This is a genomic window from Xanthobacter pollutisoli (genome assembly GCF_040044995.1).
Taxonomy (GTDB): domain Bacteria; phylum Pseudomonadota; class Alphaproteobacteria; order Rhizobiales; family Xanthobacteraceae; genus Xanthobacter.
The window spans coordinates 1-25,875 of record NZ_JBDZDP010000032.1 but is presented as its reverse complement, the minus strand read 5'-3'; the positions used below and the strand labels follow the sequence as shown (position 1 = coordinate 25,875).

General features: G+C 63.0%; 25 protein-coding genes and 1 pseudogene. 17 read left to right on the top strand and 9 right to left on the bottom strand.

What is annotated here, in order from left to right; all coding sequences use genetic code 11:
- Positions 1 to 693: 693 nt before the first annotated feature.
- From ABLE93_RS27105 to ABLE93_RS25230, 3 genes are read right to left on the bottom strand one after another with little or no spacing between them, the layout of a single operon-like run.
- Positions 694 to 1,317, bottom strand: coding sequence for a TniQ family protein (locus ABLE93_RS27105; protein WP_510183087.1), 624 nt, complete (start codon positions 1,315 to 1,317; stop codon positions 694 to 696).
- Positions 1,317 to 2,240, bottom strand: coding sequence for a TniB family NTP-binding protein (locus tag ABLE93_RS25235; RefSeq protein WP_348842455.1), 924 nt, complete (start codon positions 2,238 to 2,240; stop codon positions 1,317 to 1,319). The genes ABLE93_RS27105 and ABLE93_RS25235 overlap by 1 nt, the downstream gene beginning before the upstream one ends.
- Positions 2,231 to 3,886, bottom strand: a complete 1,656-nt coding sequence (locus ABLE93_RS25230; protein WP_348842454.1) for a TnsB C-terminal domain-containing protein — start codon at positions 3,884 to 3,886, stop codon at positions 2,231 to 2,233. Before ABLE93_RS25230 ends, ABLE93_RS25235 begins: the two co-directional genes overlap by 10 nt.
- Before the next feature lie 288 nt (positions 3,887 to 4,174).
- Here ABLE93_RS25230 and ABLE93_RS25225 point away from each other — a divergent pair, with 288 nt between their 5' ends.
- The 3 genes from ABLE93_RS25225 to ABLE93_RS25215 are packed head-to-tail and all read left to right on the top strand — an operon-like array spanning position 4,175 to position 5,900.
- Positions 4,175 to 4,429: a type II toxin-antitoxin system VapB family antitoxin gene (locus ABLE93_RS25225; protein ID WP_348842453.1), complete on the top strand. Its 255-nt coding sequence runs from the start codon at positions 4,175 to 4,177 to the stop codon at positions 4,427 to 4,429.
- Complete coding sequence (locus tag ABLE93_RS25220; RefSeq protein ID WP_348842452.1) at positions 4,429 to 4,815, top strand: type II toxin-antitoxin system VapC family toxin; 387 nt, start codon at positions 4,429 to 4,431, stop codon at positions 4,813 to 4,815. Before ABLE93_RS25225 ends, ABLE93_RS25220 begins: the two co-directional genes overlap by 1 nt.
- An 11-nt stretch (positions 4,816 to 4,826) precedes the next feature.
- A complete protein-coding gene (locus tag ABLE93_RS25215; protein ID WP_348842451.1) occupies positions 4,827 to 5,900 on the top strand; it encodes a site-specific integrase in 1,074 nt (357 codons plus the stop codon).
- Between the two features lie 47 nt (positions 5,901 to 5,947).
- Here the strand turns inward: ABLE93_RS25215 and repC are convergent, their stop codons facing one another.
- From repC to ABLE93_RS25195, 4 genes are all read right to left on the bottom strand, one after another.
- Positions 5,948 to 7,219 carry a plasmid replication protein RepC gene (gene repC / locus ABLE93_RS25210; RefSeq protein WP_348842450.1) on the bottom strand — a complete coding sequence of 424 codons (1,272 nt, stop codon included), beginning with the start codon at positions 7,217 to 7,219 and terminating at the stop codon, positions 5,948 to 5,950.
- 214 nt (positions 7,220 to 7,433) lie between these two features.
- The gene (gene repB, locus ABLE93_RS25205) at positions 7,434 to 8,453 is read right to left on the bottom strand and encodes a plasmid partitioning protein RepB (protein ID WP_348842449.1); all 1,020 of its coding nucleotides are present in this window, start codon (positions 8,451 to 8,453) and stop codon (positions 7,434 to 7,436) included.
- 2 nt (positions 8,454 to 8,455) lie between these two features.
- Complete coding sequence (gene repA, locus ABLE93_RS25200) at positions 8,456 to 9,646, bottom strand: plasmid partitioning protein RepA (RefSeq protein WP_348842448.1); 1,191 nt, start codon at positions 9,644 to 9,646, stop codon at positions 8,456 to 8,458.
- Positions 9,647 to 11,050: 1,404 nt separating this feature from the next.
- On the bottom strand, positions 11,051 to 12,394 hold the full coding sequence (locus ABLE93_RS25195) for an IS1380 family transposase (RefSeq protein WP_348842447.1): 1,344 nt from the start codon (positions 12,392 to 12,394) through the stop codon (positions 11,051 to 11,053).
- 1,739 nt (positions 12,395 to 14,133) lie between these two features.
- Between ABLE93_RS25195 and ABLE93_RS25190 the strand changes: the two genes are divergently transcribed.
- Positions 14,134 to 14,418, top strand: a complete 285-nt coding sequence (locus ABLE93_RS25190) for a hypothetical protein (protein WP_348842446.1) — start codon at positions 14,134 to 14,136, stop codon at positions 14,416 to 14,418.
- A gap of 53 nt (positions 14,419 to 14,471) precedes the next feature.
- On the opposite strand, the pseudogene ABLE93_RS27100 reads toward ABLE93_RS25190, so the two are convergent.
- Together ABLE93_RS27100 and ABLE93_RS25185 are read right to left on the bottom strand one after the other, a co-directional pair.
- Positions 14,472 to 14,564 (bottom strand): annotated as a pseudogene (locus ABLE93_RS27100) (DUF433 domain-containing protein); the annotation flags it as partial.
- Positions 14,565 to 15,134: 570 nt separating this feature from the next.
- Positions 15,135 to 15,488, bottom strand: a complete 354-nt coding sequence (locus tag ABLE93_RS25185) for a MarR family transcriptional regulator (protein ID WP_348842445.1) — start codon at positions 15,486 to 15,488, stop codon at positions 15,135 to 15,137.
- 89 nt (positions 15,489 to 15,577) lie between these two features.
- Here ABLE93_RS25185 and ABLE93_RS27095 point away from each other — a divergent pair, with 89 nt between their 5' ends.
- From ABLE93_RS27095 to virB11, 13 genes are read left to right on the top strand one after another with little or no spacing between them, the layout of a single operon-like run.
- Positions 15,578 to 16,099 (top strand): hypothetical protein, encoded by a 522-nt coding sequence (locus tag ABLE93_RS27095; RefSeq protein ID WP_510183086.1) that lies wholly within the window; start codon positions 15,578 to 15,580, stop codon positions 16,097 to 16,099.
- A 3-nt stretch (positions 16,100 to 16,102) separates the two neighbouring features.
- Positions 16,103 to 16,762, top strand: a complete 660-nt coding sequence (locus tag ABLE93_RS25175; protein ID WP_348842443.1) for a transglycosylase SLT domain-containing protein — start codon at positions 16,103 to 16,105, stop codon at positions 16,760 to 16,762.
- A 5-nt stretch (positions 16,763 to 16,767) separates the two neighbouring features.
- Positions 16,768 to 17,070: a TrbC/VirB2 family protein gene (locus tag ABLE93_RS25170; protein WP_348842442.1), complete on the top strand. Its 303-nt coding sequence runs from the start codon at positions 16,768 to 16,770 to the stop codon at positions 17,068 to 17,070.
- Between the two features lie 4 nt (positions 17,071 to 17,074).
- Entirely contained in the window at positions 17,075 to 17,413 is a 339-nt protein-coding gene (locus ABLE93_RS25165; protein WP_348842441.1) for a VirB3 family type IV secretion system protein, read from the top strand.
- Positions 17,385 to 19,772, top strand: coding sequence for a VirB4 family type IV secretion/conjugal transfer ATPase (locus tag ABLE93_RS25160; protein ID WP_510183085.1), 2,388 nt, complete (start codon positions 17,385 to 17,387; stop codon positions 19,770 to 19,772). Before ABLE93_RS25165 ends, ABLE93_RS25160 begins: the two co-directional genes overlap by 29 nt.
- Positions 19,772 to 20,467 (top strand): P-type DNA transfer protein VirB5, encoded by a 696-nt coding sequence (gene virB5, locus ABLE93_RS25155; RefSeq protein ID WP_348842439.1) that lies wholly within the window; start codon positions 19,772 to 19,774, stop codon positions 20,465 to 20,467. Before ABLE93_RS25160 ends, virB5 begins: the two co-directional genes overlap by 1 nt.
- Positions 20,464 to 20,697, top strand: coding sequence for an EexN family lipoprotein (locus tag ABLE93_RS25150; RefSeq protein WP_348842438.1), 234 nt, complete (start codon positions 20,464 to 20,466; stop codon positions 20,695 to 20,697). Before virB5 ends, ABLE93_RS25150 begins: the two co-directional genes overlap by 4 nt.
- 3 nt (positions 20,698 to 20,700) lie before the next feature.
- Positions 20,701 to 21,627: a TrbL/VirB6 family protein gene (locus ABLE93_RS25145; protein WP_348842437.1), complete on the top strand. Its 927-nt coding sequence runs from the start codon at positions 20,701 to 20,703 to the stop codon at positions 21,625 to 21,627.
- Positions 21,628 to 21,667: 40 nt separating this feature from the next.
- Positions 21,668 to 21,919 carry a Slp family lipoprotein gene (locus tag ABLE93_RS25140; protein WP_348842436.1) on the top strand — a complete coding sequence of 84 codons (252 nt, stop codon included), beginning with the start codon at positions 21,668 to 21,670 and terminating at the stop codon, positions 21,917 to 21,919.
- Positions 21,919 to 22,590, top strand: a complete 672-nt coding sequence (locus ABLE93_RS25135) for a VirB8 family type IV secretion system protein (RefSeq protein ID WP_348842435.1) — start codon at positions 21,919 to 21,921, stop codon at positions 22,588 to 22,590. Before ABLE93_RS25140 ends, ABLE93_RS25135 begins: the two co-directional genes overlap by 1 nt.
- A complete protein-coding gene (gene virB9, locus ABLE93_RS25130; RefSeq protein WP_348842434.1) occupies positions 22,587 to 23,447 on the top strand; it encodes a P-type conjugative transfer protein VirB9 in 861 nt (286 codons plus the stop codon). Before ABLE93_RS25135 ends, virB9 begins: the two co-directional genes overlap by 4 nt.
- 12 nt (positions 23,448 to 23,459) lie before the next feature.
- The gene (gene virB10 / locus ABLE93_RS25125) at positions 23,460 to 24,632 is read left to right on the top strand and encodes a type IV secretion system protein VirB10 (RefSeq protein ID WP_348842433.1); all 1,173 of its coding nucleotides are present in this window, start codon (positions 23,460 to 23,462) and stop codon (positions 24,630 to 24,632) included.
- A 13-nt stretch (positions 24,633 to 24,645) separates the two neighbouring features.
- A complete protein-coding gene (gene virB11 / locus ABLE93_RS25120; protein ID WP_348842432.1) occupies positions 24,646 to 25,659 on the top strand; it encodes a P-type DNA transfer ATPase VirB11 in 1,014 nt (337 codons plus the stop codon).
- Positions 25,660 to 25,875 lie beyond the last annotated feature (216 nt).

Here is a 25,875-nt window from a genome sequence, read left to right as displayed (position 1 = left end):
GGTCTCACAACTACCGACTCAATACCGTCGCCAGTCTCAATTACCTTGAATCGGTCTCATAATGACGACACGGCCAAGGCATTGAAATTGCGCAGGCGCCAGTCTCATCAACCCCGGTAGTCCGACAGTCGCTCGCATTTCAGCGCCGGACACGCCTCAAAAAGGCCCCGCAGGCGTCGTTTTTCGCGTTCATTGAGTGGACTGGGTTCGCGCTTGATTTCCGGACCGCGGACCGGGAATTCATAACGGCTCGGCCGCCGGAGTGATTTTGGAGCGGTTTTCGCGAGACAGGCAGCCAGATCGGAAGGGCGCCTGCGCCCCAAAGGGCCGCTGATCCCGAACTGGTCCGCCGCGATCGCGTTTGGTCGACCTCGTCAGAAGGCCGCAGAGGCCGATCGGCCGCTGCGGACAGGGCAAAGGTCGGAAAACGGCAAATTGCCGCCTACGGGCTCCTGAGTGGCTTTGAGGGGATTTCGGCTTTTTTGGAGGGTTTCGAGCGGCAGACCATCGAACCGAGCACGCGTCGCCGTTCTCCCGCCCTCCCATCCGGCCGCGATGAATCGGATTTGATGAGACTGGCCACCAACAGCACGTGGTCTCACGATATCCGAATCTCCTAGCCGGCCTTCACCGGTTCCAACGACACGCTCGTTCCGGCGGATGCCTCCACGGACAGCGCAAGCGCAGCGTCGATCAGACGCGCGCGCACGCGCTCCCGCTTTGCTCGGGGCAAAGCCTCTGCTGCGATCCAGGCTGGATCAGCCAGAATTTGACCAGCCAGGCGCTCGTATTCGGCCGAGGAGCGGCTCTGTTGACGGGCCGCGCACAACCCTCGCGCATGCGGAAGCCCAGGGAAAGACGCCGATGGCACCACATGCAGCGATCGTGAAAAAGCCGGCCATGTCGAGGACAAACGCAGAGCTCAGAGAGCTCCCAATGGGCGCGCAGATAGGCGTCGCGGCCGGCAGCATGATCGTCATCAAAGCACGCAACACAGACCGACGGTGATCCGATCGATAGCGCCCACTCCGGCCCCCGGGTTGCGTACCAGGATCGCGGGCGTTGCGGATAGCGCCGGCTCAAGGACAGGCGCCGCAGTCGCTCGGGATCGAGACCGCAGGCAGCGGCCAACTCCCTGGTTCGATCTGCGGTCGGCGCCCAATCATCGATCGGCCGAGATGGCGCAGGATTTTGCCCTCCGGGGAAATGGCCGCCCAGTTCCTGCGCCGCAAGACCATATCGACAGGCCACTCGCGCGAGCCACGATGACAGCAATTCGTCGCGATAAGGCCGTGGCGCAACCGGCAAACGGCTCATCATCGCGCCGCCGCCGGCGGCCGGCGTGCCGATTGCGTCATCGACACCAGCGGTAGCACCAGGTCATCACCGAAGCTCGTGAGATCGAGCCGTTCCCGCCCCGACCCGACGGCCTCCTCGGCCGCCGTCTCGATCAGCCTGAAAATCCGGGCCGTGACGCCGCTGGTAAGCAAGTGGATCCGTCCTCGAACGGCGTCGCTTTCGAGATCGGATGGAGCTCGCAGCGGCAGGATGCCAGCCAGGCTCTTCAAAAGCCGTGCAAAGGCGTGGTCGTTCTTCCAGGGCTTGAGATGAAACGCCTCGAAGCGCTCGGCGAGCTGGGCGTCGGTGAGCAAGGCCTGACGCGCCAGATCCGTCCCGGCGCAGACAAGCGGCACTCTCAGGTCGTTCGCGAGAAACCGCAACGCATTCAGAAAAATCCGTTGTTGCCGATAGGTCCCCGCCAGCATGCCGTTCACCTCATCCAGCACGATCAGCTTGGCGCCGACCGTGCGCAGCAGCGAGCGGCAGATGTCCTTTTCCCGCGCAAGTGCCCCGCCCACCAGCGCGGGAGCCTGCAGGCTGGCCAGCAATTCGCGGTAGAGATCCCGCTCGACCGGCTCCGAGGGCACCTGCGCCACCACAACCGGCCTGTTGGTGACGCCGGTCGACTGACACAAGGTCGCGGGGTGGGTGCGCTCGAACTTGCGAACGATCTTGGTCTTGCCCATGCCGGTGTCACCGTAGATCAGCAGACAGGGCATGCGGTCGCGCGACGGATAGGCCAGCAATGCCTCCAGGCGGGCCAGCACTGCGGCCGCCTGGTCGAAACCAACCCAGCGATCCGCTTTGATCCAGGCGATGCGCTCTTCATCCGGGAGCGCGGCATAGCGGCGGTAGCGAGCATCGAGGTACTCGTAGGTCCCCTCCCCTCTCACGACCATTCCTCGACGGGAAAGATAGGCACCTTGCTCCAGTCGATCGGTCGATCGTCCTCGGCTTGCCCTGGCTCGGCCGGCGCCGAGGAGCTGTGCATTGCGGCGGCGGCGAGAGCGCGGTCACGCTTTTCGGCGAGCTGACGCGCCGCTTTGGTGCGCCTGGTGGCCTCATCAACCAATGCTCGTTGAGCCTCGATGGTTTCGAAGATCAACTGCTCGTCGACAAGCGCAAGGCCGCGCTCGCGCAGGACGGTTCGGGCGCGGCGGTGCTCGCCCAGCGTAATCGGCGATCGCCGCAAATCGGCAAAACGGATCGGCCAGCGTGTGCCATCTGGAGCCCTTACGAGGATTTTCGAGAGATCGCGTGGATCGTAAGCTACGCGCAAGGGCCTACCGAGCCGCCCGGCCCAGATGCTCAGGATGTCATCCCAGTATCGGAGGCCGAACAGGTGAAGGCCATCGCGTCGGACCTGCCGGTCAACCGAAGGCAGGAAATCGATCATGAAGCCAGCGAGATCATGGGGCTGACGCACGGGCCTGACACGGAGGCCCAGGGTTTCGTGCCAGGCCGCCAGCGGCGGGATTCCCAAGACTCCATGCCGATCAGCATGGTAGCGCGTGATCTCAAGCGCCATCCACTGCTCGAGCTCATCCAGCGTCATCATCGCATTGGCGGTCGAGTCGTAGCTGCCGCGCCCGTCGATATCGCTGAAGGTCGTACCCGGCAGAAGATGGACGGCACCCATCATCGTGCCGATGAGCCGTTCGATATGGCCTCCGTAATGGGGCGTCGCCACCGGCCGGTGGATGAGGTCGATGCCATATTCTTCGGCGCCGCGCCGCAGGGCGCGCGACCGGAACTCCTTGGCGTTATCGACATGGATCGCATCGGGGAAACCACAGGTCGGCCAATCCGCATCGATCTCCAGCCCGGCAAGCCATGGCTCTTTCGGTTGCACGAGATGCTGAATTGCGAGGGCGACCGAAACCGCCGACGGCGCCTCGAGCGTCAGGTAGAAGCCCGCGACCATGCGGCTCGCAACGTCGATAGCGAGCGTCAACCACGGCCTTTGCATGGGCCGTCGGTGCTGGCGATCGACGACGATGACATCAACCAGCGTATGATCGATCTGGACCACCGCAAATGCGTGCCCGGCTTCGTATTGCCCAGGAACAGGCCGAAAGCGGTCCCGTGCCGCCTTCGGGCCCTCCCGCGCCATGGTGAGCTCGGCAGGATCCAGCGCAGCGATCCGCGCATTGAGGGTATGCCAGGACGGCGCCCGCAGGCCGCGCATACGGCAGAGCCGGCGGATTTCCTTGTGCAGCTGATTGATGCTCGGCTTCTGGCGCGTCTTGTAGAAATCCTGCAACGCCTCGGCGATCACCGTTTCGGTCTGATCCGGCAGTCGGCGGCTGCCTTGCCGCGTGCCCGCCGGGCGCGGCAGCAGCGAACTCGCGACGGGATGCTCGCGATAGGCCCTGATCAGCTCATAGAGGCGGGTTCGTCTGACGCCGAGGTCATGGCAGGCGCGGAGGAAGTCGGACCGGCCGGGACGGTCGAGCGATACCAGTCGCCGGATCACGGCCTCCCGAGCAACCGCCTCGCTCCAGGCAGCCTCATCAGCCGTGTTCTTGTCAGGCGCATGAACCACAGCAGCCTCGCTGCGAAGTTCGTCCGCCCAAATACTACGAAAAATCCGCTGATTCGGCTAGAATCCATCTATGTATGAACCCAAAACACGATTCGTGCCAGATCAATGACTTGCCATCCGCCAATGAAATGCAAACGACAGGCGGTTTTGGGCGCGTCGGAGCTCGCCGGCGGCCATCTGCCGGGCCCAGGGCCACGAGAATCGCGTTCCGAAGGTGTTGTCGGGAAAATTGCCCGCCACGAGATGCTAAGGTAGAATATTAACAAATAGGAACCTGGAGCCTATTCTATGGCGCTGAGCATCAAGGACCCCGAAACCGAGAAGCTCGCCCGCGCGCTCGCCGCGCGCACCGGCGAGACCATCACCGTCGCGACCCGCCGGGCGCTCGAGGAACGCCTCAAGCGGACGGGAGCGCTCGCGCGCAAGGCCGCCCTCCTCGAGGATATGGAAGCGATGCAGCGGCGCCTGGGTGCCCTGCCGGTCCTCGACGATCGCAGTCCCGAGGAGATGATCGGCTACGACGAAAACGGACTGCCCGGCTGATGGTCATCGACACCTCAGCGATCGTCGCCATCTTCTTCAACGAGCCGGATGCCCCGAGCTATCGCGAACGCATCGCCGACGATCCGATCCGGCTCATCTCCGCGGCGACATTCCTGGAAGCCGCGATGGTGATCGAGGCACGCTTCGGCGAGGCCGGCGGCGCCGAACTCGATCTGTGGCTGCACAAGGCCGAGGTCGAGGTCGTGGCGGTGACCGCCGAGCACGCCGACCAGGCACGCCGCGCCTGGCGGCGCTACGGCAAGGGCCGGCACCCGGCCGGCCTGAACTACGGCGACTGTTTTTCCTACGCCCTCGCCGTGCTCTCCGGCGAGCCGCTGCTGTTCAAGGGCGACGATTTCCCCAAAACCGACATCAGGGTGGCGTGATGAGCGGCGCCATGATCCCTGAACATCGCGGCGACGAGGATCCGGTCACCGATCCTGACCCGGCGCAGGCGATCGCCGAGGCCCCCTCCCCTCCCCTTCCCGCACATCTCGAGCAGCTCACGGAACGGGCGCGCGACTATGTCGAGGCGGCGAGCTCGGCCAACACGCGCAGGGCCTACACCTCCGACTGGAAGCATTTTGCCGCCTGGTGCCGCCGACAGGGGCTGGAGACCTTCCCACCCTTGCCCCAGGTCGTCGGACTCTACATCACCGCCTGCGCGTCGGGCACCGCCATTCCCGGCGACAAGCCGAACGCGGTCTCGACCATCGAGCGCCGGCTCTCCGCTCTATCGTGGACCTACACCCAGCGCGGCACCCTGCTCGAGCGCGGCGACCGACACATCGCCACCGTGCTGGCCGGCATCCGCAACACCCACGCCTCCCCTCCCCGGCAGAAGGAAGCGGTGCTGCCTGAGGATCTCGTCGCCATGCTCGAGACGCTCGATCGCGGCACACTGCGCGGCCTGCGTGACCGCGCCATGCTGTTGCTCGGCTTCGCCGGCGGGCTGCGACGCTCGGAAGTCGTCGGCCTTGACCTCGGCCGCGATCAGACGCAGGACGGGCGCGGTTGGGCCGAGATCCTCGATAAGGGACTGGTGGTCACGCTGCGCGGCAAGACCGGCTGGCGCGAGGTCGAGATCGGACGCGGCTCCTCCGACACCACCTGCCCGGTCGTCGCGCTGCAGATCTGGCTGAAGCTGGCGCGCATCGGCCACGGCCCTTTGTTCCGCCGCGTCACCGGCGATGGCAAGGATGTCGGGCCCGACCGGCTCAACGACCGCGAGGTGGCGCGGCTCGTCAAGCGCACCGCGCTTGCCGCTGGCGTCCGTGGCGATCTCAGCGAGGTCGAACGGGAGGAGAAATTTGCCGGCCACTCGTTGCGCGCCGGCCTCGCCTCCTCCGCCGAGGTCGACGAACGTCATGTCCAGAAGCAGCTCGGCCACGCCTCGGCCGAAATGACCCGCCGGTATCAGCGCCGGCGCGACCGGTTCCGGGTGAACCTCACCAAAGCCGCCGGTCTGTAGACGCGATTTCAGGCTCCCACAGCCGGACCTCGTCGCCGAAAGGTGCATTACGGCCTCTCCCGGCGGGCTGAGATCGTTGATTTCTGAGTCTTGCCGTCGCCGCCTCCCCCGCCAGCCTGGGTATCCAGCTTCGCGCGCAAAAGCGCCATCACCATCGGCCATGTCGAGAACTTCCCGTCCTGCGCTCGCTTCGTCAGGCTTCGTAGATATCCCCCATGGCTCGAGATGTGGTCAGCCCGCTGCAGGATCGCGGCAATGACCGTGGCCGCGTGGGTTTCGCCCATCGCCACACAGGCGTCCTGATAGGCGCTCGGACTGATCCCAAGGAAGGCCCGCGCCGTTTGCGCCGTGGCCAGCAAGTCGCGCCAGGTTCGGATTTCACCACCCGGCACCAGGGTCACGATCTCTGGACAGGCCTCGAGCACGATTCCAAGTGGCAGATCCCGTTCCGGGAGCGAATGGACATTGTCGGGAGCTACCGGCTCCGTGTTCTTCTTCTTTTCTCGAAGAGCCTGTTCAGATTCATTGAGGGAGTTTGGGTTTGAATTCTGTTTGTGGCGCTCAGCTTGAGACTCATTGGCGCTTAAATATTGAGAATTGAGGAAGTTTTCCAGTGTCTTGTGCACATCGCCATGGAGATCGCAGAGCTCTGCAAGGATCCCGTCGATGATTGCCCTCGATGCCGACCGCGGCAGCTGCCGCATCAGGTCTTCGTAACGCGCACGATAGGCCGGCCAATCTCCGGGGACGCTGTCCTCAATGCCGGCGGCGATCAGCTTCACCACATCCCGACGTGTGATCGTCAGGCGCTCGCGCGCGATCCGCAGGGCCTTCTTCTCAGCTTCTACCGCCTCCGCAAGCGCCTTGAACTCTTCGGCACGCGCCACGATTGGCGCCAGGTCGAAGCCGTAGGCCTGCTCGATTTCGCCTGAGGGCCCCTTGCGCGCGAAGCGCTTGCCGTTCGGACTGTCACGGCGGATGACGAGGCCACAGTGCACGAGGACAGCGATGTGTCGCCGGAGCGTCGCCGGAGACATCCCATTGGCTCGATCACTCAGGTGCTCGTTTGATGGGAACACGACGAGGTCAGCCTCCGTGCACAGCGCCGTCTCCTGATGAAACGATAGAAGGGCACTCAGGATAGCCAGAGACCGATCGGTGGCACCGATTGCCTCCCTCGCCTCGCGGATATGTTGGAAGACCTTCCACTTGTGCACAATGGCCTCGGGCCGGGAGGCTTGCGCCGCCATTTGACTCGAAACCTGGGCAAGCGTCATTGGTCGCCGCCCAAAGGGCGTCGTTGGTGCATGTGTTTGCATGTCCTTGCCTCAAAAGGGGCAAAGAAATCCGGCTCGCCAAAACGGCGCCTAAACGCTTGACACGGATTCGCGGAAGTGATTCTCTGTCAGTCGCTACACATGAAGAGGGCTTCCGGGACGGCAACGTTTCGGGGGCCTTTTTCCTTTTGCCTTCGGTTCTCCTGTTTATCAGGTTGCCTCGATCCAGCCGGCTCATTCCGCCTGGGCAAGCTGTCTATTCATCGCGTCCCTTGCGCTTGTATTCGTCATAGAGGCGCTGAAGCTGCTCTCGCACGAAGTCACCGAACTGCGGCGCTACACGATCATCGAAAGTCAGCGTAATTTTCTTGCCGGAGCGCATCACCTTGGCAGCGTGGGTTCCATCCGTAGCCGCCCAGGCCTCAGGCCGTGCGCGCACGGCCTTTTCGCGCAGCGCGTTGGCCAGGATCTCAAAGCGCTTGTCGCTTTCGTGAGCCCCGAAGCTTGGGTCCTGAACAGCGCCGAGCGCGCGCTGTCGATTGTTCTCATCCTCGAGCAGGTCCGACAATTCCTGCCATCGGATCCTTCCGAATGCGGGTGCCGGTCCAATGGCGTCGATGACAGGTCCAGGGACCCTCGTTGCAATGGAAATCAGCCGCGAAAGCGCGGCCTTGTCCACATTCAAGGCTGCCATGATCGTCTCACGGGAGAACTTGCGATCCTCGAGGCGGGAGGCGAACCGGGCGCGCTCTATGAACGTGAGATCGGTCCGACCGCTGTTCTCCTGCCCCTGCGCGATGACCAATTCTTCATCGGTCAGGACACGAACAACCGCGCGGACTTTGATCCCGAGCTCGCGGGCAGCGCGCAGTCGGCGGTGCCCGAACGCGACCTCAAATCGGTTGGCTTCGTTCGGCTTCGGCCGGACCAGGATGGGGACACTCTGCCCGTGCTGCCGAATTATTTCCCGAAACGCAGCGCTCTGCTCCTCGCTTGCGTCCATGCGGTCAGCGACAAACGAATTGTCGACGTCAGCCGGATCGAGCTCGACGACAGTCTGCCCCTCGATGAGACGCTGCTCGATCGCGTCGGCACGCTTCACCTTTTCCGAAATGTCCCCAAGCGACTGCGAGATTGCGCCCAAGGCGCTCGGCTGGCGAAGGGGCCGGTCCAAACCGAGAAGGGGCCGCGCACGGTTGGGGGCCGAGGAACGAGCCTGTTCGTTGGCTGGCTGCGTCTCGTCTGCCGGCAGGTCGAAACTGATCTTCCTTGCCATCGTCAGTTCCTCTTCCACACCTGCTTGATCAGTGCCTCGATCTCACCGTTGACCAGATCCAACGATTCAACGGCGCGATCGTAGGTGCCGCGTGTGAACTGCTGGCGCTCCACCTCGTAAATCGTCTGTTTAGTCAATCCAGCGTCAGCGATCGCCGTGCTCTTCACCATCGGATGGGTCAGAACCCTTGCCCCGAAAATGGATCGCATGAGTCCGACCATTGTCGTCTGAGGGCCATCACTTGGCTCGTAGCGTGTCACTAGGTACCGCATCCAATCGTATTGGGTTGGAGCGCCGGCATTAGCGACGACATCGAGCAAACTGCCCGTCATGTTGAGAAACTGCGACATGGACATCACATCGAGCATCTGAGGATGCACGGTGATCAGCACAGCCGTCGCGGCGCACAAAGCCGACAGCGTGAGAAAGCCCAGTTGGGGCGGGCAATCGATGACGACAACATCGTATGCATCGCCGACTTGGGCCAAAGCTTCCCCAATGCGGGAAAAGAACAGAGACTCCCGGCCTTCTTTGGTCATAAGGGCCTTTGGTGTCTCGTGCTCGAACTCCATCAGTTCGAGCTGACCGGGAATGAGATGCAGGGATGGGATGTAGGTTCCGCGGACAATCTCAGCCATGTCCCGACGCGCGTCGTCATATCGGATCGCGCCATAGATCGTTTCGTTGTCTCCGACATCGAGCTCAGGCTGGTGGCCAAAAAGCGTGGAGAGGCTGGCTTGAGGATCGAGGTCGATTGCGAGCACCCTGTAACCGCGGAAGGCGAGGTACTGCGCGAGATGACCCGCGTGGGTCGTCTTTCCAGAGCCGCCCTTGAAATTCATCACGCAAATGATCTGCAGCTTCTCGCCATCTTTGCGGATTGGGATGTAGCGCCTCGCGCCCTTGCCGGAGGCATCCAGGTCGGCACGAAGCGCCTCAATGTCTTCGATCGAGTAGGTGCGCCGACCATTGGCCAGGGGTGGAGGCCCCTTCCCTTCCGAGACCAGTTGCCGAAGATAGCCCTCGGCAATGCCGAGGAAGCGAGCCGCCTCCGCCGGAGTGAACCTTCGTAAGGTTTTTTCGGCCGCGGGAGGAAAGTCCCGAAGCTGCTGCGCCCGCAGGCGGGCGGACAATTCCGCCGCGTCCGAGTTGATCAGCGCTCGCAAGTCGCGGAGCGTCTCGTCCTGGGGCATCGCTGGGGCCGTCATTTGTCTCTCTGCATCTGCGGTATTTTGAGCAGTCCCGCTCAAAAAGCGCTGATTAGGAGTTATGCCCGATTCTCAAGTTACCGCAAGGACTATTGGGTTAATGAAAGATTAACGGGGGCGCCAGTTTGAGGCTATCAACCGAACCAAGGTGTGGTAAGAGACCCCTTTTCGCATAGCGCCCCAACCACCCGAATCAGATCGATCGCCAGACTTGTGCGGCGGAGTATAGTGCGGTGTGCTGAATTGACCCGCGACCAATGTCCCGGACATCGGCGCCCTCACGATTCGAGCTCGCAGGGATACATTTGGTTTCGGTGCGAGGGGCCGCCCAGTCGTTGCTCGATGTGGTGACCGAGTCGTGGACCAACGCTCAATTGTACGCTGACAACTTAACGGGGACAAGCGATCTTCGTCGGCATAAATCGCCCTAACAAACACAGGTGGCGAAGAAACCGACCGAGATATCAATGCCTGTTCAGCGCTACACCCGCCGTATTGGCGGCCATCGTGTCACTGTGTCCGCCATGCTCGGCGCGCCTCCCGACCCGGACCCCAGTGGACAGCAAGCTCCATATAAAAGGTGCGCACTCGAACCCCGGCATCCACCCGGGCAGCACACTGTTCCCTCGCCTCGCACCCGGCCCTGACGAATCCCGCTCCCCTGTGAATTTCGCAGGTGTGAGAATGTGACGGAGTGGAAGGATGCCCCCTCCCCCGATGGGATGGAGGCCATGAAAGCAAGGGGCCTTTCCGTGTTGCTAAACACAGAATAGTCGCTCAGGGCTGCCGGCACGACATGGACGGGGCCTATCACCATGTCAGAGCTGGTTGTTGGCTGCGACACGCCACGAGCTTGCATCGAGCACCGTTCCTTAGTGTCCAGCCAGGCTTAGTGAACCCACAGCTAGTCTGACGCATTCGCCGTCTGGATCGCCGCACTGGAAAGCCTTTGCGTCGCAGCGTTAGCTCCTCGCAATGGCCTCGACTATGAGCTGATCGCTGTCCCCGCCGAAACACGGCCAGCTCTTATGCTGCTTCAATCAACCTTGGCACTCGCTTTCGCCGGCGCTACTCCCGTCCGGCGCCCTCGACGGCACCGCCGGGGCAAAGCCCGCCTGCTGCTCCAGATGAGTTGCATGCTTGCCTGCCAGTCACCGCTATCCCTGCCACTCGCGCGCGCCTCTCAAGTCTCGTGGGGCGCCGCACGCAATTGATCTATTCCAGGAAACTAACCCGACCTATTCACGACGGCCCCGGATCTTTCCGGCCATCGCGCTGCGGATGATTTCGGGCGCACGCCATCGTTCGGATTTTTCACCGTCTGACGAACGGAACTTGGTTGAACGCGCTGGAGGGAACGGACGAGCGAAGGGGCAACTGCCCCATCGATCAGGGCCCGAGCGGGGCGAGCGCGCCGGGCAGTCCGCGGAACAGATCGGCCTCTGGACAGCAGGCGGCGAAGGCGAGGCGCACGCGGCTGGCGGTCTCGACGACCCTGGCCGCGATCTTGATCAGCCGGAGCCGCAGCGTCGCGAACTCCGCCTTCGCCAGATCGCGGGCCTTGGGAATGGCGTCGCGCACTGTCAACATCAACCAGTAGGCGGCCGTGTGCAGCACGAGGCGCATCTGATTGGCGACGGCGGAACGGCAGGACGTGCGATCCGACGATAGCTGCGTCTTGTGCAGCTTGATCAGGTTCTCGGCCTGCCCGCGTGCGCAATACAGGCTGTCGTAGATCCACTCGGGCGAGCCATGTTCGAGATTGGTGACGACGAAGCGGATGTCGAGGCCGAGCGTCGTCGCCTCGATGCGGGCGATGGCGCGCCGCTCGCGGTTCCATGATTTCGCCTTGTGGCGCGTCTCGGCATAATCGCGCACGACCGGCTTGTCGCAGACGGCGCGCTCGGTACGAACCGCATCGGCGGCGTCATCGACTGTCCTCGACAAAGGCTTCGATCCGGGCAGCCCGAAGACGTAAGCGACGCCGTTATCCTCGCACCACGCCATCGCCTCCGGCCGGGCGTAATGGCCATCGCCGCGGACCGTGATGCGGGTCCTGGTCCAGCGCTTGCGGACATGCCGCACAAGACGCCGCAGATGCGCGCGCACCTCGACGCCGGACGGCGTCTTGCCGGGTCGCAGGACGACCGCGACGGGACGGCTCCGTTCAGTATCGTAGACATGGATCGGCAGGAAACAGCGTTCGTCATAGTGCGCGTTGAACAGCGACAGCTGCTGATGGCCGTGCACGACATCGCAGGTGTCGTCGATGTCCAGAATGACAGACGCAGGCTCGCGTTGGTAAGACGCCATCCATTGATCCACGAGCGCGTAGGTCAGGCGGATCGCGTCCTTCAAGGAGGGCGCGTTCTCCAGCCGCGACAGCGTCGGCTGCGAACAAAGATCGGCGCCGGTCTCGGGCAACCGTCCACAGGCGAGCTTGAACGCGGGATCGACACGCAGGCTGTCCAGATCGTCGGCGTCCTCGTAGCCGCAGGCGATGGCGAAGGCGCGAGCGCGGATCATGTCGGCGAGCGTGTGCGTGATCCGGGACGGATCGCGCCGATCCGGAAACGCGCGGGCAAGCCTGTCAGCGATCCCCAGACGACGTTCGGCCATCGCCAGCAGCATGACGCCGCCATCGGAAGTAAGGCGGCCGCCGTCGAAATCGGCTGTGAGCTTCTTGCGCCCCACGGCTGGAAACGAGAACGGCAGAATCGTAGTGTCGGTCATTGGCGGGCGTGGCTGGCGCGATGCGCTGCAGGGGATCGGTGCAAGCAACCAAATCCTACGCCGTATCAGGGCTCTATGCCACGCTCGCCAGCTCCAAAGCACTCGCTTCATGAATAATTGCGGCTAAGATGCCGCGCTCTCACGGCGCCTGACAAGACGAGATCGCACCCCTCGACGAAAAGATTCTCACTGGCGACCCTAGCAACGCTGGCGAGATCTCCAAGGAGCGCACCTTCTCACCCCGAGCCGATCTGGTGAAGGCCACACGCTGCGGCGACCGCCCCAAGTTGGCGACCGGGATTGGCAGACTGCCCGAACCGGAAACGATCTGCCCCCGCCGCATCGCCTTTGTACCAGGCGCATCTCCCTGCCCGGAATACCGGCACACTGCCAGGAGATCGGCAGCTCTGGAGCGGACGACCCAAGAACCGCGAAGCTCTCGACATCACCGCGGTCGCCCGACCGCCCTTCCTCATGCACCATGTGATGACCTGGACGGGACTGCCCATCGGACTCGCCGGGATAGGACCATTGCCTTCCCGCAGTGAACCGCAGGGTTGCCTCGTTCTTCAAGTCGTGTCGTGCCCCTTCCCGACGGTTCTCGATGGAACCGCCTGGCGCCTGCAGACGCTCGCACCCCATCGATGGGCGCGGCATCGCGACGCCTGTTCGTCACGGTTGTACGCTGACAACCTTAGCGGACGCGTCCTCAGGTGAGAGGCAACCGTGTGGGCCGCCACGTGCTGTCCCGATATCACATGGCGTGAACTGAACAGTGTGAAACGGAAGCTAGGCATCGAGGGGACTTCATACAGGTCTCGCAGCGCGAGCTGGAGGGGAGCTAGGTCGTGTCCCAGTGACCTACGGCACGACCATTTGACCTCCGACCCGGTGAAAAGAGGCGGTGCTTGCCTAACATTTCGTTGGCAGGCACTGGCCGAGCTAGCTCTGCCCAAGGCAGGCACAAAGGCTCGGTGGCCGGCTCCCGTCCGCTCCATCACATTCCCATAAGCCGATAGCAAGTGCGCCAGTTGTACGCTGACAACTTAGCACGGCAAACTTCGAGCGATTCCGCTGGTGCCCCCGATATTATCTCAAGGCATCGACTGTAGAGTGCCCTGGGGAAATACGACGCCGTCATCGCGGCCGTTTTCGGCCTTCGTTCCGCCGGGCCGCACCGACCATCGCGGCAAGAAGGAGTTCGCGGGTGCAAGGAGACGTCATGTTCTCCATGGCGTTGCTCTGCGCCACCAACGCCGCCTCGCATCGGAGGCGCCCATTGTGAATTTGACGAGGAGGATCGTGAGGTCGCGTGCTAACACCAAACAGTCCGTCGAACAGATCGCGCTCAGTCGGTCCAGAACACTCAGTGCGCCGGCTCGCCGTCGCTGCGTGCCCTGAGGGAGCTCGGACGTGGTGGACCAAGAATTCCCGCGGTAGCTCTTCGGCCGCCGGCCAAGGCAGGGCGGGCGGGGCAGGGGCTTTGCAGCCAATGTCCGCGCCTCAAGTTCTCTTGCCGTAGGTCGCGTCCGAGTCTATTGCAGGTCGACCGTCGGATGACCTTCGCTCAACGCGAGTGACAAACCCCCCATTGGGGCGGTAGATCAATTCCAAGACCGCCATCAACCGCGATGGCCCGCACAGCATCGACGAGAAGATCCTGAGGACCCTCGCCACCAATATAGGTGAGACGCGCTATTGCCAATTGCATCAGCTATCGGGCCCCGGCGCGCGATGGAATGCCAGATGATCAGACCAGGGTACAGACCAGTGCCGCAGGCGAGCGTCCTGAATTCATCGGCGTTCTCGGTGACGATGAGCCGATTTGTCGCAATCGCGCGTGCAAAGACGGCATGATCCGGATTGCACAATCGGCCGCAATCCCGCGCGTGGATCGTGTTGTGCATCCCGTCCAGATTGAGATGCTCAATGTCGGCGCGATGCATTCTTCGGTGAAGATTCTCACACTGCCGATGCTCGGCGGCGCTGCCCGGGCCCGTCGACCTAGATGGGTCTGCGCATAGTGCACCGCTGGTTCGAATGCCCGCCGCCGAATATCGGGATTGTCCTCGATTTCCGTCGCGGTCGTGTCGCCCGAGGGCAGGCGGCCAAGGATCGCACTGACAGTGAGCCTTGTTCCCCTGATGACCAGCGTCCGCCTTGCACGCATTCGGCAAGCTAGAAGAACGCATCCCGGTCTGCCGCCTACGCGGCGGCGCGCTCGACCGCGTCCGGCGCCAAGGACCCGACACGGATGACGACGGCCGAGGCCATTTCAATCTCCGCGATCCTCAGCGCCGCCGGCGACAGCGCGGCCAGTTGCGTGCGACGAACTTCTTGTCGCCGACAGTCAGCCACCGCCCGAGCGATATTACAGTTGCGGCTACTGCGACCGCATACAGCGGCGGCAGCCGACGATCGCGACCGGAAGCCCGCCGCACACCAAAGAAAATCTGCTTGAGCGCCACGTTCGACGACGGTCTTGGAGGTCTCGGCCGAGGCAGCAACTTCATCGGGATTCAGAAGGGCCGCGCCCCCAATTCGTCCCTTGCCTGGAACGCATTATGACGGCACCGCGTGGAAAGCTCCACGTTGCGCCGCTCGTCCCGCTTTGTGTGCGCCCGCACATCCAAATCGCGGCTGGCTCCCAAATTGGATTGGCAAGCCTCCCGTCCGCTCCCTTTTGATGTCGCAAATATTGCAGTATTTCCCACGTAGAAGTCCTGCGAGCCACCCGCCATCAGCCGCCCTGAAGAGCGCGCAGATTCTCAAAAATACTCGGTGCGATCCTGAATTCGCGGGCTCGCCCGCGGCCCATCGCGTTCGTCGTCAGCGTTTCGGTCAAGAGTTTTCGCGCCACCAGCTGATCGACTGTTTCGGATACACCTCCGCGCGTAAGCGCCGTTAACTCCATAATATTAGACAGTGTAAGTCGTTGGTTCCCCTGATGCATGTAATAGAGGACACTCATCATCCCAATTTGTTTTAATCGTGACTGAGGCGTTTCATTTTCAATCGGATTATCCAGGATTTGGCGCAGGATGAGCGCCGCGAAGGCAAGGCTGTGCCACTGGGTGTCGAGCGGGGTTGGCATCGGCTTAACTGCGTTGTATATGATAGTTAACCCGGCAAAAGGTTGTGGCCGACACCCCTTTCCGGGGTCGTTTCGGGAGGGCGGAAGGCATGAAATCCCCTGCTGCTAGGGCGTTTTTCGCCGCGCTTGTATTGTTATCATCCTACTGCATTTCCAACGGTTACGCCCGTGCGGACGACTGGGGTTGCCAGGTCCTACTGTGCCTCTCCAACCCGGGTGGCTCGACCCAGTACGCCGAGTGCATCCCTCCCATCCAACGGCTTTGGAACGAACTCGCGAAGGGGCGCGCCTTTCCAACCTGCAGCGGCGTCGGATTCCACGCATCGTCGCCGGGATACCAGCCATACTCCTGCGACGTCGGATACCGTCTTATGTCCCGCATTGGAGCCCAGGGGCGGCAGACGACTTGCGTGTCCGAGACGCGGCTCGCCATCGACAGCGCCCGGTGCGCGATCGGAGCCGAAGAGGGCAACGGCTTCGCCCGTTGGGTGCTGGGCGACGGCCAGCGTCAATGCACAGCCTATGTGACGGCTCGGCCAAGCACCCGCACCCAGCCCCATTTAATCGACGTGACGATCGAAGGGGTCGGCATCCAGCGGGTGTGGTTCTAGCTCATGCCCGTTGCATTCGCCGATCTCGCGCAGAACTGCGCGTCGACCGTTCAGATCGAGACCCTCGCAGCGGTGGTGAGCCTCGAAAGCGGCTTTTCCCCATTTGCCATCCGCATCAACAGCGGAACACCGCTGCGCGAACCGCCCGGCACCAAGTCAGAAGCGATCGAGCTCGCGACGACGCTGATTGCACAGCGCCAGGACATCGCACTTGGTCTCGGTGGGATCGGCGCGGAGGATCTAGGCCGCCAGGGGCTGACTGTCGCCGATGCCTTCGACCCGTGCCTGAACCTCAAGGCCACGGCCCGACTGTTGGATGGGCACTACCGGGTCGCGCTCGGCAGCGGTGCCGCTCCCGCCCAGGCCACCGCCGTGATGCTGTGGGCCTACTACGGCCGCGGGGACGCATCGGTCGGCGAATTGGCCGGCTATGACAAGCAGGTGCGGTCGGAGGCACAGCGGCTCGCACCGAAGCTCGCCACCCTTGTGTTGGGCGGCCACGGCAGACCGCTATCTGGCGACCTGCTACCGCGACAGCAACCCGCGCCGCTGGCAGCCCCGCAGCCTCAGGCGCAGCGCCCGGTGGCGTCGGCTCCGTGGGACGTCTTCGCGATCGGACGGAAATCGTCCGCCCTTGTTTTCCGAGCCGAACAACCGGAGTGAACCGAATGAGTGAGAGGGTGCGCGTTCGCCCGGCCACAGCTGTCATGCTGACCGCGGCTGTCTTCGCCATCGGAGTGGCCGATCCCGCCTACGCCCAGGCGACCGGGGGCATCGAGACTGTCCTTCAGAACATCGTCACCCTGCTGACGGGCAATGTCGCCAAGCTGCTCGCGACGATCGCCGTGATCGTCGTCGGCATCGCCTGGATGTTCGGCTATCTCGACCTGCGCAAGGCCGCCTACGTTGTCCTGGGAATTGGCATCATTTTCGGTGCCGCCCAGCTCGTCACTACGATTTCCGGGGGCTGACGCCGTGGCGGAAATCGTGTCCCTCGAGGAGGATACGCTGTTCCTGGCCTGCACGCGGCCGGCCATGGTCGGCGGCGTGACCATGGAGGCCATGGGGATCAACGTCATCCTGACGACGATTCTCTATATCCTTGCGGGCTCAATCGCTTACGCCCTTGTCGGGATTGTCTTCCATCTCGTCTTCAAGACCCTGGTGAAGCACGACCACAATATGTTTCGCGTGCTGGTGGCATGGGTCGAGACTCGCGGTCGTTCGCGCAATGGCAGCTTCTGGGCTGGATCGACGGTCACTCCGCTCAAACTCGTGCGGCACTATGACGAAAGGGATCTCGGCATTGCCTAACGTCGCCCTCCTCAAAGCCCGGGAGATCGAGCCGGAAACTTTCATCCCCTATGTCCGTCATGTCGACGAGACCACGATCGCGCTCGACAACCGGGCGCTGATGATGATGATCGCGCTCGACGGCGTATCGTTCGAGACGGCGGATCCTCTCGATCTCAATGGCCTGCATCGCGATCTGAACACCCTCTATCGCAATATCGCGGACGAACGGCTCGCGCTGTGGACCCACATCGTCCGACGGCGAGACAACGACTATCCTGAGGGCACATTCACCAATCCCTTCTCCGCCGCACTGAACGCGAAGTACCGCGCCCGCATGGTGGGGGAGGACCTTTTTCGGAACGAGCTCTACCTGACCCTGCTTTGGCATCCGAGCCGAGATCCCACGGAACAGATCGGAAAGCTGCTGTCCCGCCTTCGAAAGGCGAGCCGCACGGGCGTCGAGCTCGACGAGGAAGCTCTGAAGCGCCTGCGTGACAAGGTCACCGACGTGATGGCAGGGCTCAAGCGGTTCCAGCCGCGCGTGCTGTCGCTGTACGAGCACGACGGTCTTGTGTTTTCCGAGCCGAGCGAAGTTCTGCACGAGCTGCTCGGCGGACGGCGCGAGCGGGTGCCCCTCACCGAGGGACGGGTGTCCTCAGCGATCTATACCGACCGCGTCATCATCGGCAGGGAGACAGTGGAGATTCGCCACGAAGGCGACACGCGCTATGCCGGGATCCTCAGCTTCAAGGAATATCCCGCGCGGACCCGACCCGGCATGCTCGCCGGTGTCCTCACCACACCGTTCGAACTCGTCCTGACGCAGTCTTTCGCCTTCACCTCCAAGGCCGATGCCCGGACCATCCTAGGGCGCAAGCAGAATCAATTGGTGAACGCGGGAGACAAGGCAAGTTCGCAAGTCGAGGAGCTCGATGGCGCGTTGGACGACCTTGAGTCCAACCGGTTCGTGCTGGGCGAACATCACCTGTCGCTGTCCGTCTTCGCCTCATCGGTGAAGGAGCTCGCCGACAATTTGGCGAAGGCACGCTCTCACCTGACCAGTGGAGGGGCCGTCGTCGCACGGGAGGATCTCGGCCTGGAGGCGGCATGGTGGGCACAGCTTCCGGGTAACTTTCGCTATCGCGCCCGCTCCGGCGCGATCACATCGCGCAACTTTGCAGCACTTTCGCCGTTCCATTCCTATCCGATGGGCAAGAAGGACGGTAACGAGTGGGGCCCGGCCGTCGCCATGCTCAAGACCGCCTCGGGCTCACCCTTCTACTTCAACTTCCATTTCCGTGATCTCGGCAACACCTTTGTCTGTGGCCCTTCCGGATCCGGAAAGACCGTCATTTTGAACTTCATGCTCTCGCAACTCGAGAAGCATGATCCGCATATGGTGTTCTTCGACAAGGACAGGGGCGCCGACCTGTTCATCAGAGCCACCGGAGGCACATATCTGCCGCTGAAGAATGGGGCGCCGACGGGATGCGCGCCCCTGCAGGCTCTTGAACTCACGCCAGAAAACAAGGTGTTTCTGGCGCAATGGATCGCCAAGCTGGTCGGTACCAAGGCGCGCGAGCTTTCGGTGAGCGACCTGCGCGACATTGCCGGCGCTATCGATGGCTTGGCGGACCTTCCAGTCCACCGGCGCACGATCGGTGCGGTGCGCACCTTCCTCAACAACACCGATCCGGAAGGGGTCGCGGCACGGCTACGCCGATGGGAGAGGGGAGGGCCCCTCGGCTGGGTCTTCGACAACGAGGCCGACGACATCGGCATCGGCGCGAAGTTTCTCGGTTACGACATGACGGAGTTCCTCGACAACGAGGAAATCCGCACGCCGCTGATGTCCTATCTGTTCCACAGGGTGGAGCAGCTGATCGACGGCCGCCGCATCATCATCGTCATCGACGAATTCTGGAAAGCGCTGCTCGACGAGGGCTTCGTCGCACTCGCGCAAAACAAGCTCAAGACGATCCGGAAACAGGGCGGCCTCATGCTGTTTGCAACGCAGAGCCCGCGCGATGCCATCGCCTCGCCGATCGCGCACACGATCATCGAACAGTGCCCGACCCAGATCTTCATGCCGAATCCACGCGGCAACCATGTCGACTATGTGGACGGCTTCAAGCTCACCGAGCGGGAGTACCAGCTGATCGCCCGCGAGCTGCCTCCCGAGAGCCGCCGCTTCGTCGTCAAGCAAGGCCACAACAGCGTCGTCGCCGAACTCGACCTCAACGGTTTCGATGACGAGCTCGCTATCCTCTCGGGCCGGACCGCCAATGTCGAGCTTGCGGACGCAATCCGCGCCGAGCTCGGCGATAGCGGGGAGGACTGGCGCGCCTTGTTCCAACAAAGAAGGAGTGCCGGCTGATGTCCCCGCACACCACGTTGCTGGCGGCCGCGGCCGCGCTTTGGATTTCGACCGGCGGCGCGGTCGGGCAGGGGATCCCGGTCATCGACCAGACCGCCATCGCCAAACAACTGGAAAGCATTGCACAGCTCAAGTCACAGCTCGACACTCTGAACCAGCAGCTTCAGCAGGCCCAGCAGCTCTACTCGTCTTTGAACAAGTTGACGAACATGGCCGACATCGCCGGTGTGCTGAACGATCCATCGATTCGAAAAGCGCTGCCGCAGGACTTCGGTGCGATCGAGAGCCTGTTCAACGGGTTGGGCACCGGGGTCTTCGGCCAGTCCGCCTCAAAGTTCCTGCAGGACAATTCAACCTACCAGACCAACGCCAACGATTTCTATGCGCAGGAGCTTTCCCGCATCCAGAAAAAGAACGCGGGTCAGCTGAGCCTCGGACAGCAGATTTACGATGCCGCGACGAAGCGGATCGACGGGATCGACCAACTCCGCCAGAAGATTTCATCGGCAAGCACCGCGAAAGAGGTGGCGGACCTGCAGGCGCGTCTCCAGGCGGAGACAGCGTTCCTGCAGACCGACGTGCTGCGCATGCAGGGGCTGCGCATGGTGCAGCAGGCGCAGGTCCAGGTGGACGAGCAGCGCAAGGCGGAGGATTGGCGTCGGCGCATCGACACGATGAAGGCAGCGCTGCCATGAGGACGATCGCGGCGTTCCTGCTGATGCTGCCTCTCGCTGGGTGTTTCGAAGCAGATGAGGGGACCCGAACCGTCAGCGACTATCTCGACGACGACACGTTGCGGGCTAAGCAACTGGCACGGTGCCGGGAGAACCCGGGCGAGCTTACCGCGTCGCCGAACTGCAGGAACGCGACCGAAGCGGACGGCAAGGCCCGCCTCAAGCGCATGAACAAGGCGCTGGGAGGGTAGGGGATGTACCAGGTCTTCTCGTTCCTCGACAGTCAGTTCAAGTCCCCGCTCGAGAACTTCATCAGCTCCGGCACTTCGGGAATCAGCTCATGGGTGACGGGCCCGCTGACGGTCACGCTCACGCTCTACGTCGTTATCTATGGCTTCCTCGTCCTGCGCGGTTCGATCCCAGAGCCGATCATGGAGTTCGCTTTCCGGGCCATGAAGCTCGCCATCGTTCTGATGCTGGTGCAGAACGCCTCCAACTATCAGACCTACGTCACGAAGGTGTTTTTCGAAGATCTGCCCACCGAGATCTCCGGGGCTCTGAACACGGGTTCGGCGCCGAGCGCCTCGGCCTTCGATTCCCTGCTCGACAAAGGCCAGAAGTCGGCCAACGACATTTGGGCGAAGGCCTCCTGGCCAGTTGACATCCTCACCGGCGCAGCCGGTCTCGTGGTCATCGTCATGACCTTCGTCGTCGCGGCGATCGGCTACGTCGTGTCGCTCTATGCGCGCGTTGCGCTCGCCATCGTCCTTGCCATCGGCCCGATTTTCGTCGCCCTGGCGATGTTTCAGTCCACCCGCCGCTTCACCGAGGCGTGGATCGGCCAGCTGGCGAACTTCGTCATCCTTCAGGTGCTCGTCGTGGCCGTAGGGTCGCTTCTCGTGACGTGCCTCGACGCCACGTTCGCCACGATGGAATCTTACGCCGACGTGCTGATGCGTCCGATTGCGCTCGGCGCCATCGCGCTCGCCTCGCTCTACGTCTTCTATCAGCTTCCAGGCATCGCTTCCGCGCTTGCGGCCGGTGGTGCCTCGTTGACCTACGGCTATGGCGCCGCGCGCGACGCGCATCAAAGCGCCGTGGCGCGCGGCACCGTCTACGCAGCCCGCGCCGTCGGTCGGGGCTTCCGCGCTGTCGGGCGCAGCGTCCGATCGGGCGGCTGACAGTCGTCCCGCGCGGGCACAATCAACAAGGTGGTGGTGAATGATGCGCCTGTTCATGTTGCTTTGCGCTGCGGCGGTTCTCAGCGGCTGCGCATCGCTCTCCTATCCCCTGCCGAAATGCGACGGTTATGCACGCAGGCCCCTCAATCGCTCCATGTGGCAATCCTCGGACTCGGGGCCGACAGGCCCGACGTCAGTGACCGCGTTCGCCGGTTTGACGGCGCCGGCTGCGGAGCCGTTCTCGCATCTTGATATCGCCAATTCGTACCGATCTTGCGCGGGGCAGGGGTGATGGTGACGACCGAAAACCTCAAGGCCTATTTCGAGAAGGCGCGGCGCTTCGATCAGGACCGCTTGATCCGGGCGGAACGGTCGGTACGGGTCGCCTGGCTCGTCGCGGTCGTCGCGAGCATCCTCGCGGGTGTCGCGATCTTTGCTGTGGCCGGGCTCACGCCGCTCAAGACCGTTCAGCCGTTCGTCGTCAGAGTCGACAACTCCACCGGGATCGTCGATGTCGTCTCGGCATTGGCGCCGACACCCGGCACTTACGACGAGGCGATCACCAAATACTTTGCCGCGCGTTATGTCCGGGCACGGGAGGGGTATGTCTGGAGCGAGGCCGAGGAGAATTTCCGCACAGTCGCCCTCCTTTCTACGCAGGCCGAGCAGAAACGCTTCGCGTCACTCTACCGGGGCAGCAATCCCGATTCTCCGCAGAACATCTACGGTCGCAGCGCGAGCGCCCGGATTGGCATCGTCTCGATTGCCCTGATCAACCCGCACGTGGTGTCGGTCCGCTACATTCGTACGGTCACGCGGGGAGACGAGGTGCGCACCACCCATTGGGTAGCGACACTGACATTCGCCTATGCCAATGCGCCCATGTCCTCGACCGATCGCCTGGTCAATCCGCTCGGCTTCGTCGTGAGCGAATATCGCGCCGACCCGGAGGCCGTCAATTGAAGCGCATCGCCCTCCTCTCCGCCCTCGTTTCGGCCGCCCTCGTCACGGCCGCGCAGGCGCTCGAAACACCCACCAGCGCGTCCCAGGACAACCGCATTCGCTTCGTCGACTACGAGCCCTACAACATCACCAGGATCGTGGGCTCGCTGCGCTCCTCGGTCCAGATCGAGTTCGCGGCCGACGAGGAGATCGCTCACGTGGCGCTCGGCAACACGGTTGCCTGGGAAGTCGCGCCGGCTGGTAACATCTTGTTCCTGAAGCCGCGCGAGAACCAGCCGGTGACGAACATCTCGGTGGTGACCACCCGCCGCAACGGATCGACCCGCAGCTACCAGATGGAACTGACGGTTCGTGACGGTTCTGTGGCCTCGGGGCAACCGACGTATTTCTATGTGAAGTTCCGCTATCCTGCCGACGAGGCGGAGCGCCGGCGCCAGGAAGCAGCCGTCCGGGCTCAGGCCGCACAGGCCGGCCTGGCCGACAAGGTCTTCACGTTCCACGAGCAATTCGGGCCGCGCAACTGGCGCTACTCAGCACAGGGGGCGTCGGCGCTCGAGCCGGAGGCGGTCTACGACAACGGCAAGCTGACGACCTTCGCGTTCACCGGCAACCAGGAGATGCCGGCGATCTACATGGAGAATTCCGATGGAACGGAAAGCCTGGTGCCGAAATCCGTCGACGGCGACTTGGTGCTTGTCCACGCCATCAGCCGCAAGTTCATCCTGCGACGTGGCGGCGATGTGCTGTGCATCTTCAACGAGGCCTATGACCAGGTCGGCATCAATCCCGGGACCAACACGACGTCTCCGTCGGTCGAGCGGGTCGTGAAGCCGCAAGCGGCGCCGAAGCCACAATAGGGGAGGGGGGTCATGGCCGACGAAATCGAAGGCAGCGTTCCGGGGGAGCGTGCTCAGGCCGTTAACGGCCGTCGACAGGACAACCCGCTGCTCAAACGCGGCGCGGTGGTGGTGGCCGTCGTCGCGTTCGTCGGCTTTGCCCTTTGGTCGATGCGTGATCGCGGACCCAAGGTCGAAGCCGAAAAGCCGGAGCGTGTGGTCATCCGGCAGACGACGAACTTCGAGCCGGCTCGCGAACCGCAGCGTCCGGTCCCAGCCGTGCCGGAGGTCAAGTTGCCGACGCCCGCGGCGGTGCCACTGGCAGCACCTGTCGAAGACCCCCTGCTCGACGCCGCACGTCGTGCGCCGGTCATAGCGTTCGGGCCCCAGCGCGGAACGCCGGGCCGGCGGCAAGGCACGGAGGCCCCGGCCGACGCGGGATCGAACTATGTGCCGCTGAATGGCGCCGGAGCCGGTTTCAACGGCCAGGGCGAGAATGAGGATCAGAAGTTTGCCCGCATGATGACGCCGACGCGCCTTGAAGGGTCACGGGCGGGAACGCTCGGCAACCGGGATTTCATCGTCGCAATGGGCACCTCGATTCCCTGCATCCTCGAAACCGCACTGTCCTCGGACCAGCCCGGATTCACCAGCTGCGTGATCAATCGCGATGTGCTCTCCGATAGCGGTCGCGTCGTCCTCATGGAAAAGGGCACGCAGATCGTAGGCGAGTATCGGGGTGGCTTGCGCAGAGGACAGGCCCGCCTTTTCGTCCTGTGGAACCGGGCCAAGACGCCGAAAGGCGTGATCATCACGCTGGCGTCGCCCGCAACCGACGCATTGGGCCGGGCCGGCATGGACGGCTATGTCGACACGCATTGGTGGGAGCGTTTCGGCAGTGCGCTCTTGCTTTCCATCGTCAGCGATGCCGCGCAACTGGCTCAGACACAACTGCAGCAGAATGACATCCAGGTGCAGAACACCACAAATGCCGGTCAACAAGCCGCCGCCATCGCGGTGGAGCAGTCGATCAATATTCCACCGACATTGCTGAAACACCAGGGCGAGCTCGTCTCGATTTTCGTCGCGCGCGATCTCGACTTCTCCAGTGTCTATAGCCTGCGCGTGACTGACCCACTCCGTACGATCTACGATCGTGGCGTCCTTGGCGACTTCAGCCGCCACCCGACGCTGGTCACGAAATAGGCGAGGGGAGGGCATGACCGATGGCGCCGACGGCGGGGTCGTCCGAGAGCTGCTGTCTCCCATAGCGGGATTCCTCGGCGACGAGACGCTGTTTGAGATCGTGATCAACCGACCCGGCCAAGTCCTCACTGAAGGCCCGGGCGGGTGGACGACGCACGACGCGCCGGACCTGACCTTCGAGAAGCTGATGCGTCTAGCGCGGGCGGTGGCGAGCTACTCTCACCAGGCAATTGACGAGGCGCACCCCCTTCTCTCCGCAACCCTCCCCGACGAGCACCGCATTCAGATCGTGATCCCGCCGGCGACCACGAAGGGCACCGTCAGCATCACGTTGCGTAATCCGTCATCAATCTCGCTGACACTGGATGATCTTGACTCAGCCGGCCTCTTCTCGGAGGTCAGGCCGATCACCGATGAGCTCAGCGCCTCCGACGCGCGGTTGCTCGATCTCTACCAGTCGGGCAGCTATATGGCCTTCCTCCGGGAAGCCGTCCTCGCTCGCAAGAACATCATCATTTCGGGCGCGACGCGGTCGGGAAAGACGACTCTGTCGAAGGCGCTAATCCAGCACATACCCGATGACGAACGGCTCATTACCATCGAAGATACGAAAGAGCTTGTGATTCCGCAGGACAATCATGTCCGACTGTTTTATCCCAAGGACGATCAAGGGCTTGCCAAGGTTGGCCCGAAGGAACTTCTTGAGGCATCACTGCGCATGCGCCCGGACCGCGTCCTGCTGCAGGAACTCCGAGATGCGGCCGCCTTCTACTACATTCGCAATGTGAACAGCGGGCATCCTGGCTCGATCACGACTGTCCATGCGGATTCCGCCCAGCTCGCGTTTGAGCAGCTCACCCTCCTCGTCAAGGAGTCCGACGCTGGCCATGACCTCGAACGGAGCGACATCAGAGACCTGTTGAAGATCGCCATCGACGTCATCGTCCAATGCAAGCGCGCCGATGGGATGTTCCGGGTGACCGAGATCTATTTCGACCCGCATCGGCGCAGCGTAGCGGACCCATAGCGCTTGTAGGAGAGCGACGACGAGTTGCGCTCCGTCGCTGCTGTCTTCCCGCGGAACGACGACCGGTATTTCGCCGCATCAGGAGAAGACTAGGCCGTGTGGACGAATTTGATCAAGCAGAGGCCTGCGGCGAAACTGACGATGGATCGGAAGTTTCGAGCCGTCTTTTCGCAGCGTAGCGCGACGCGCTTGAAGCGTTTGATGCGTCCCATGCCC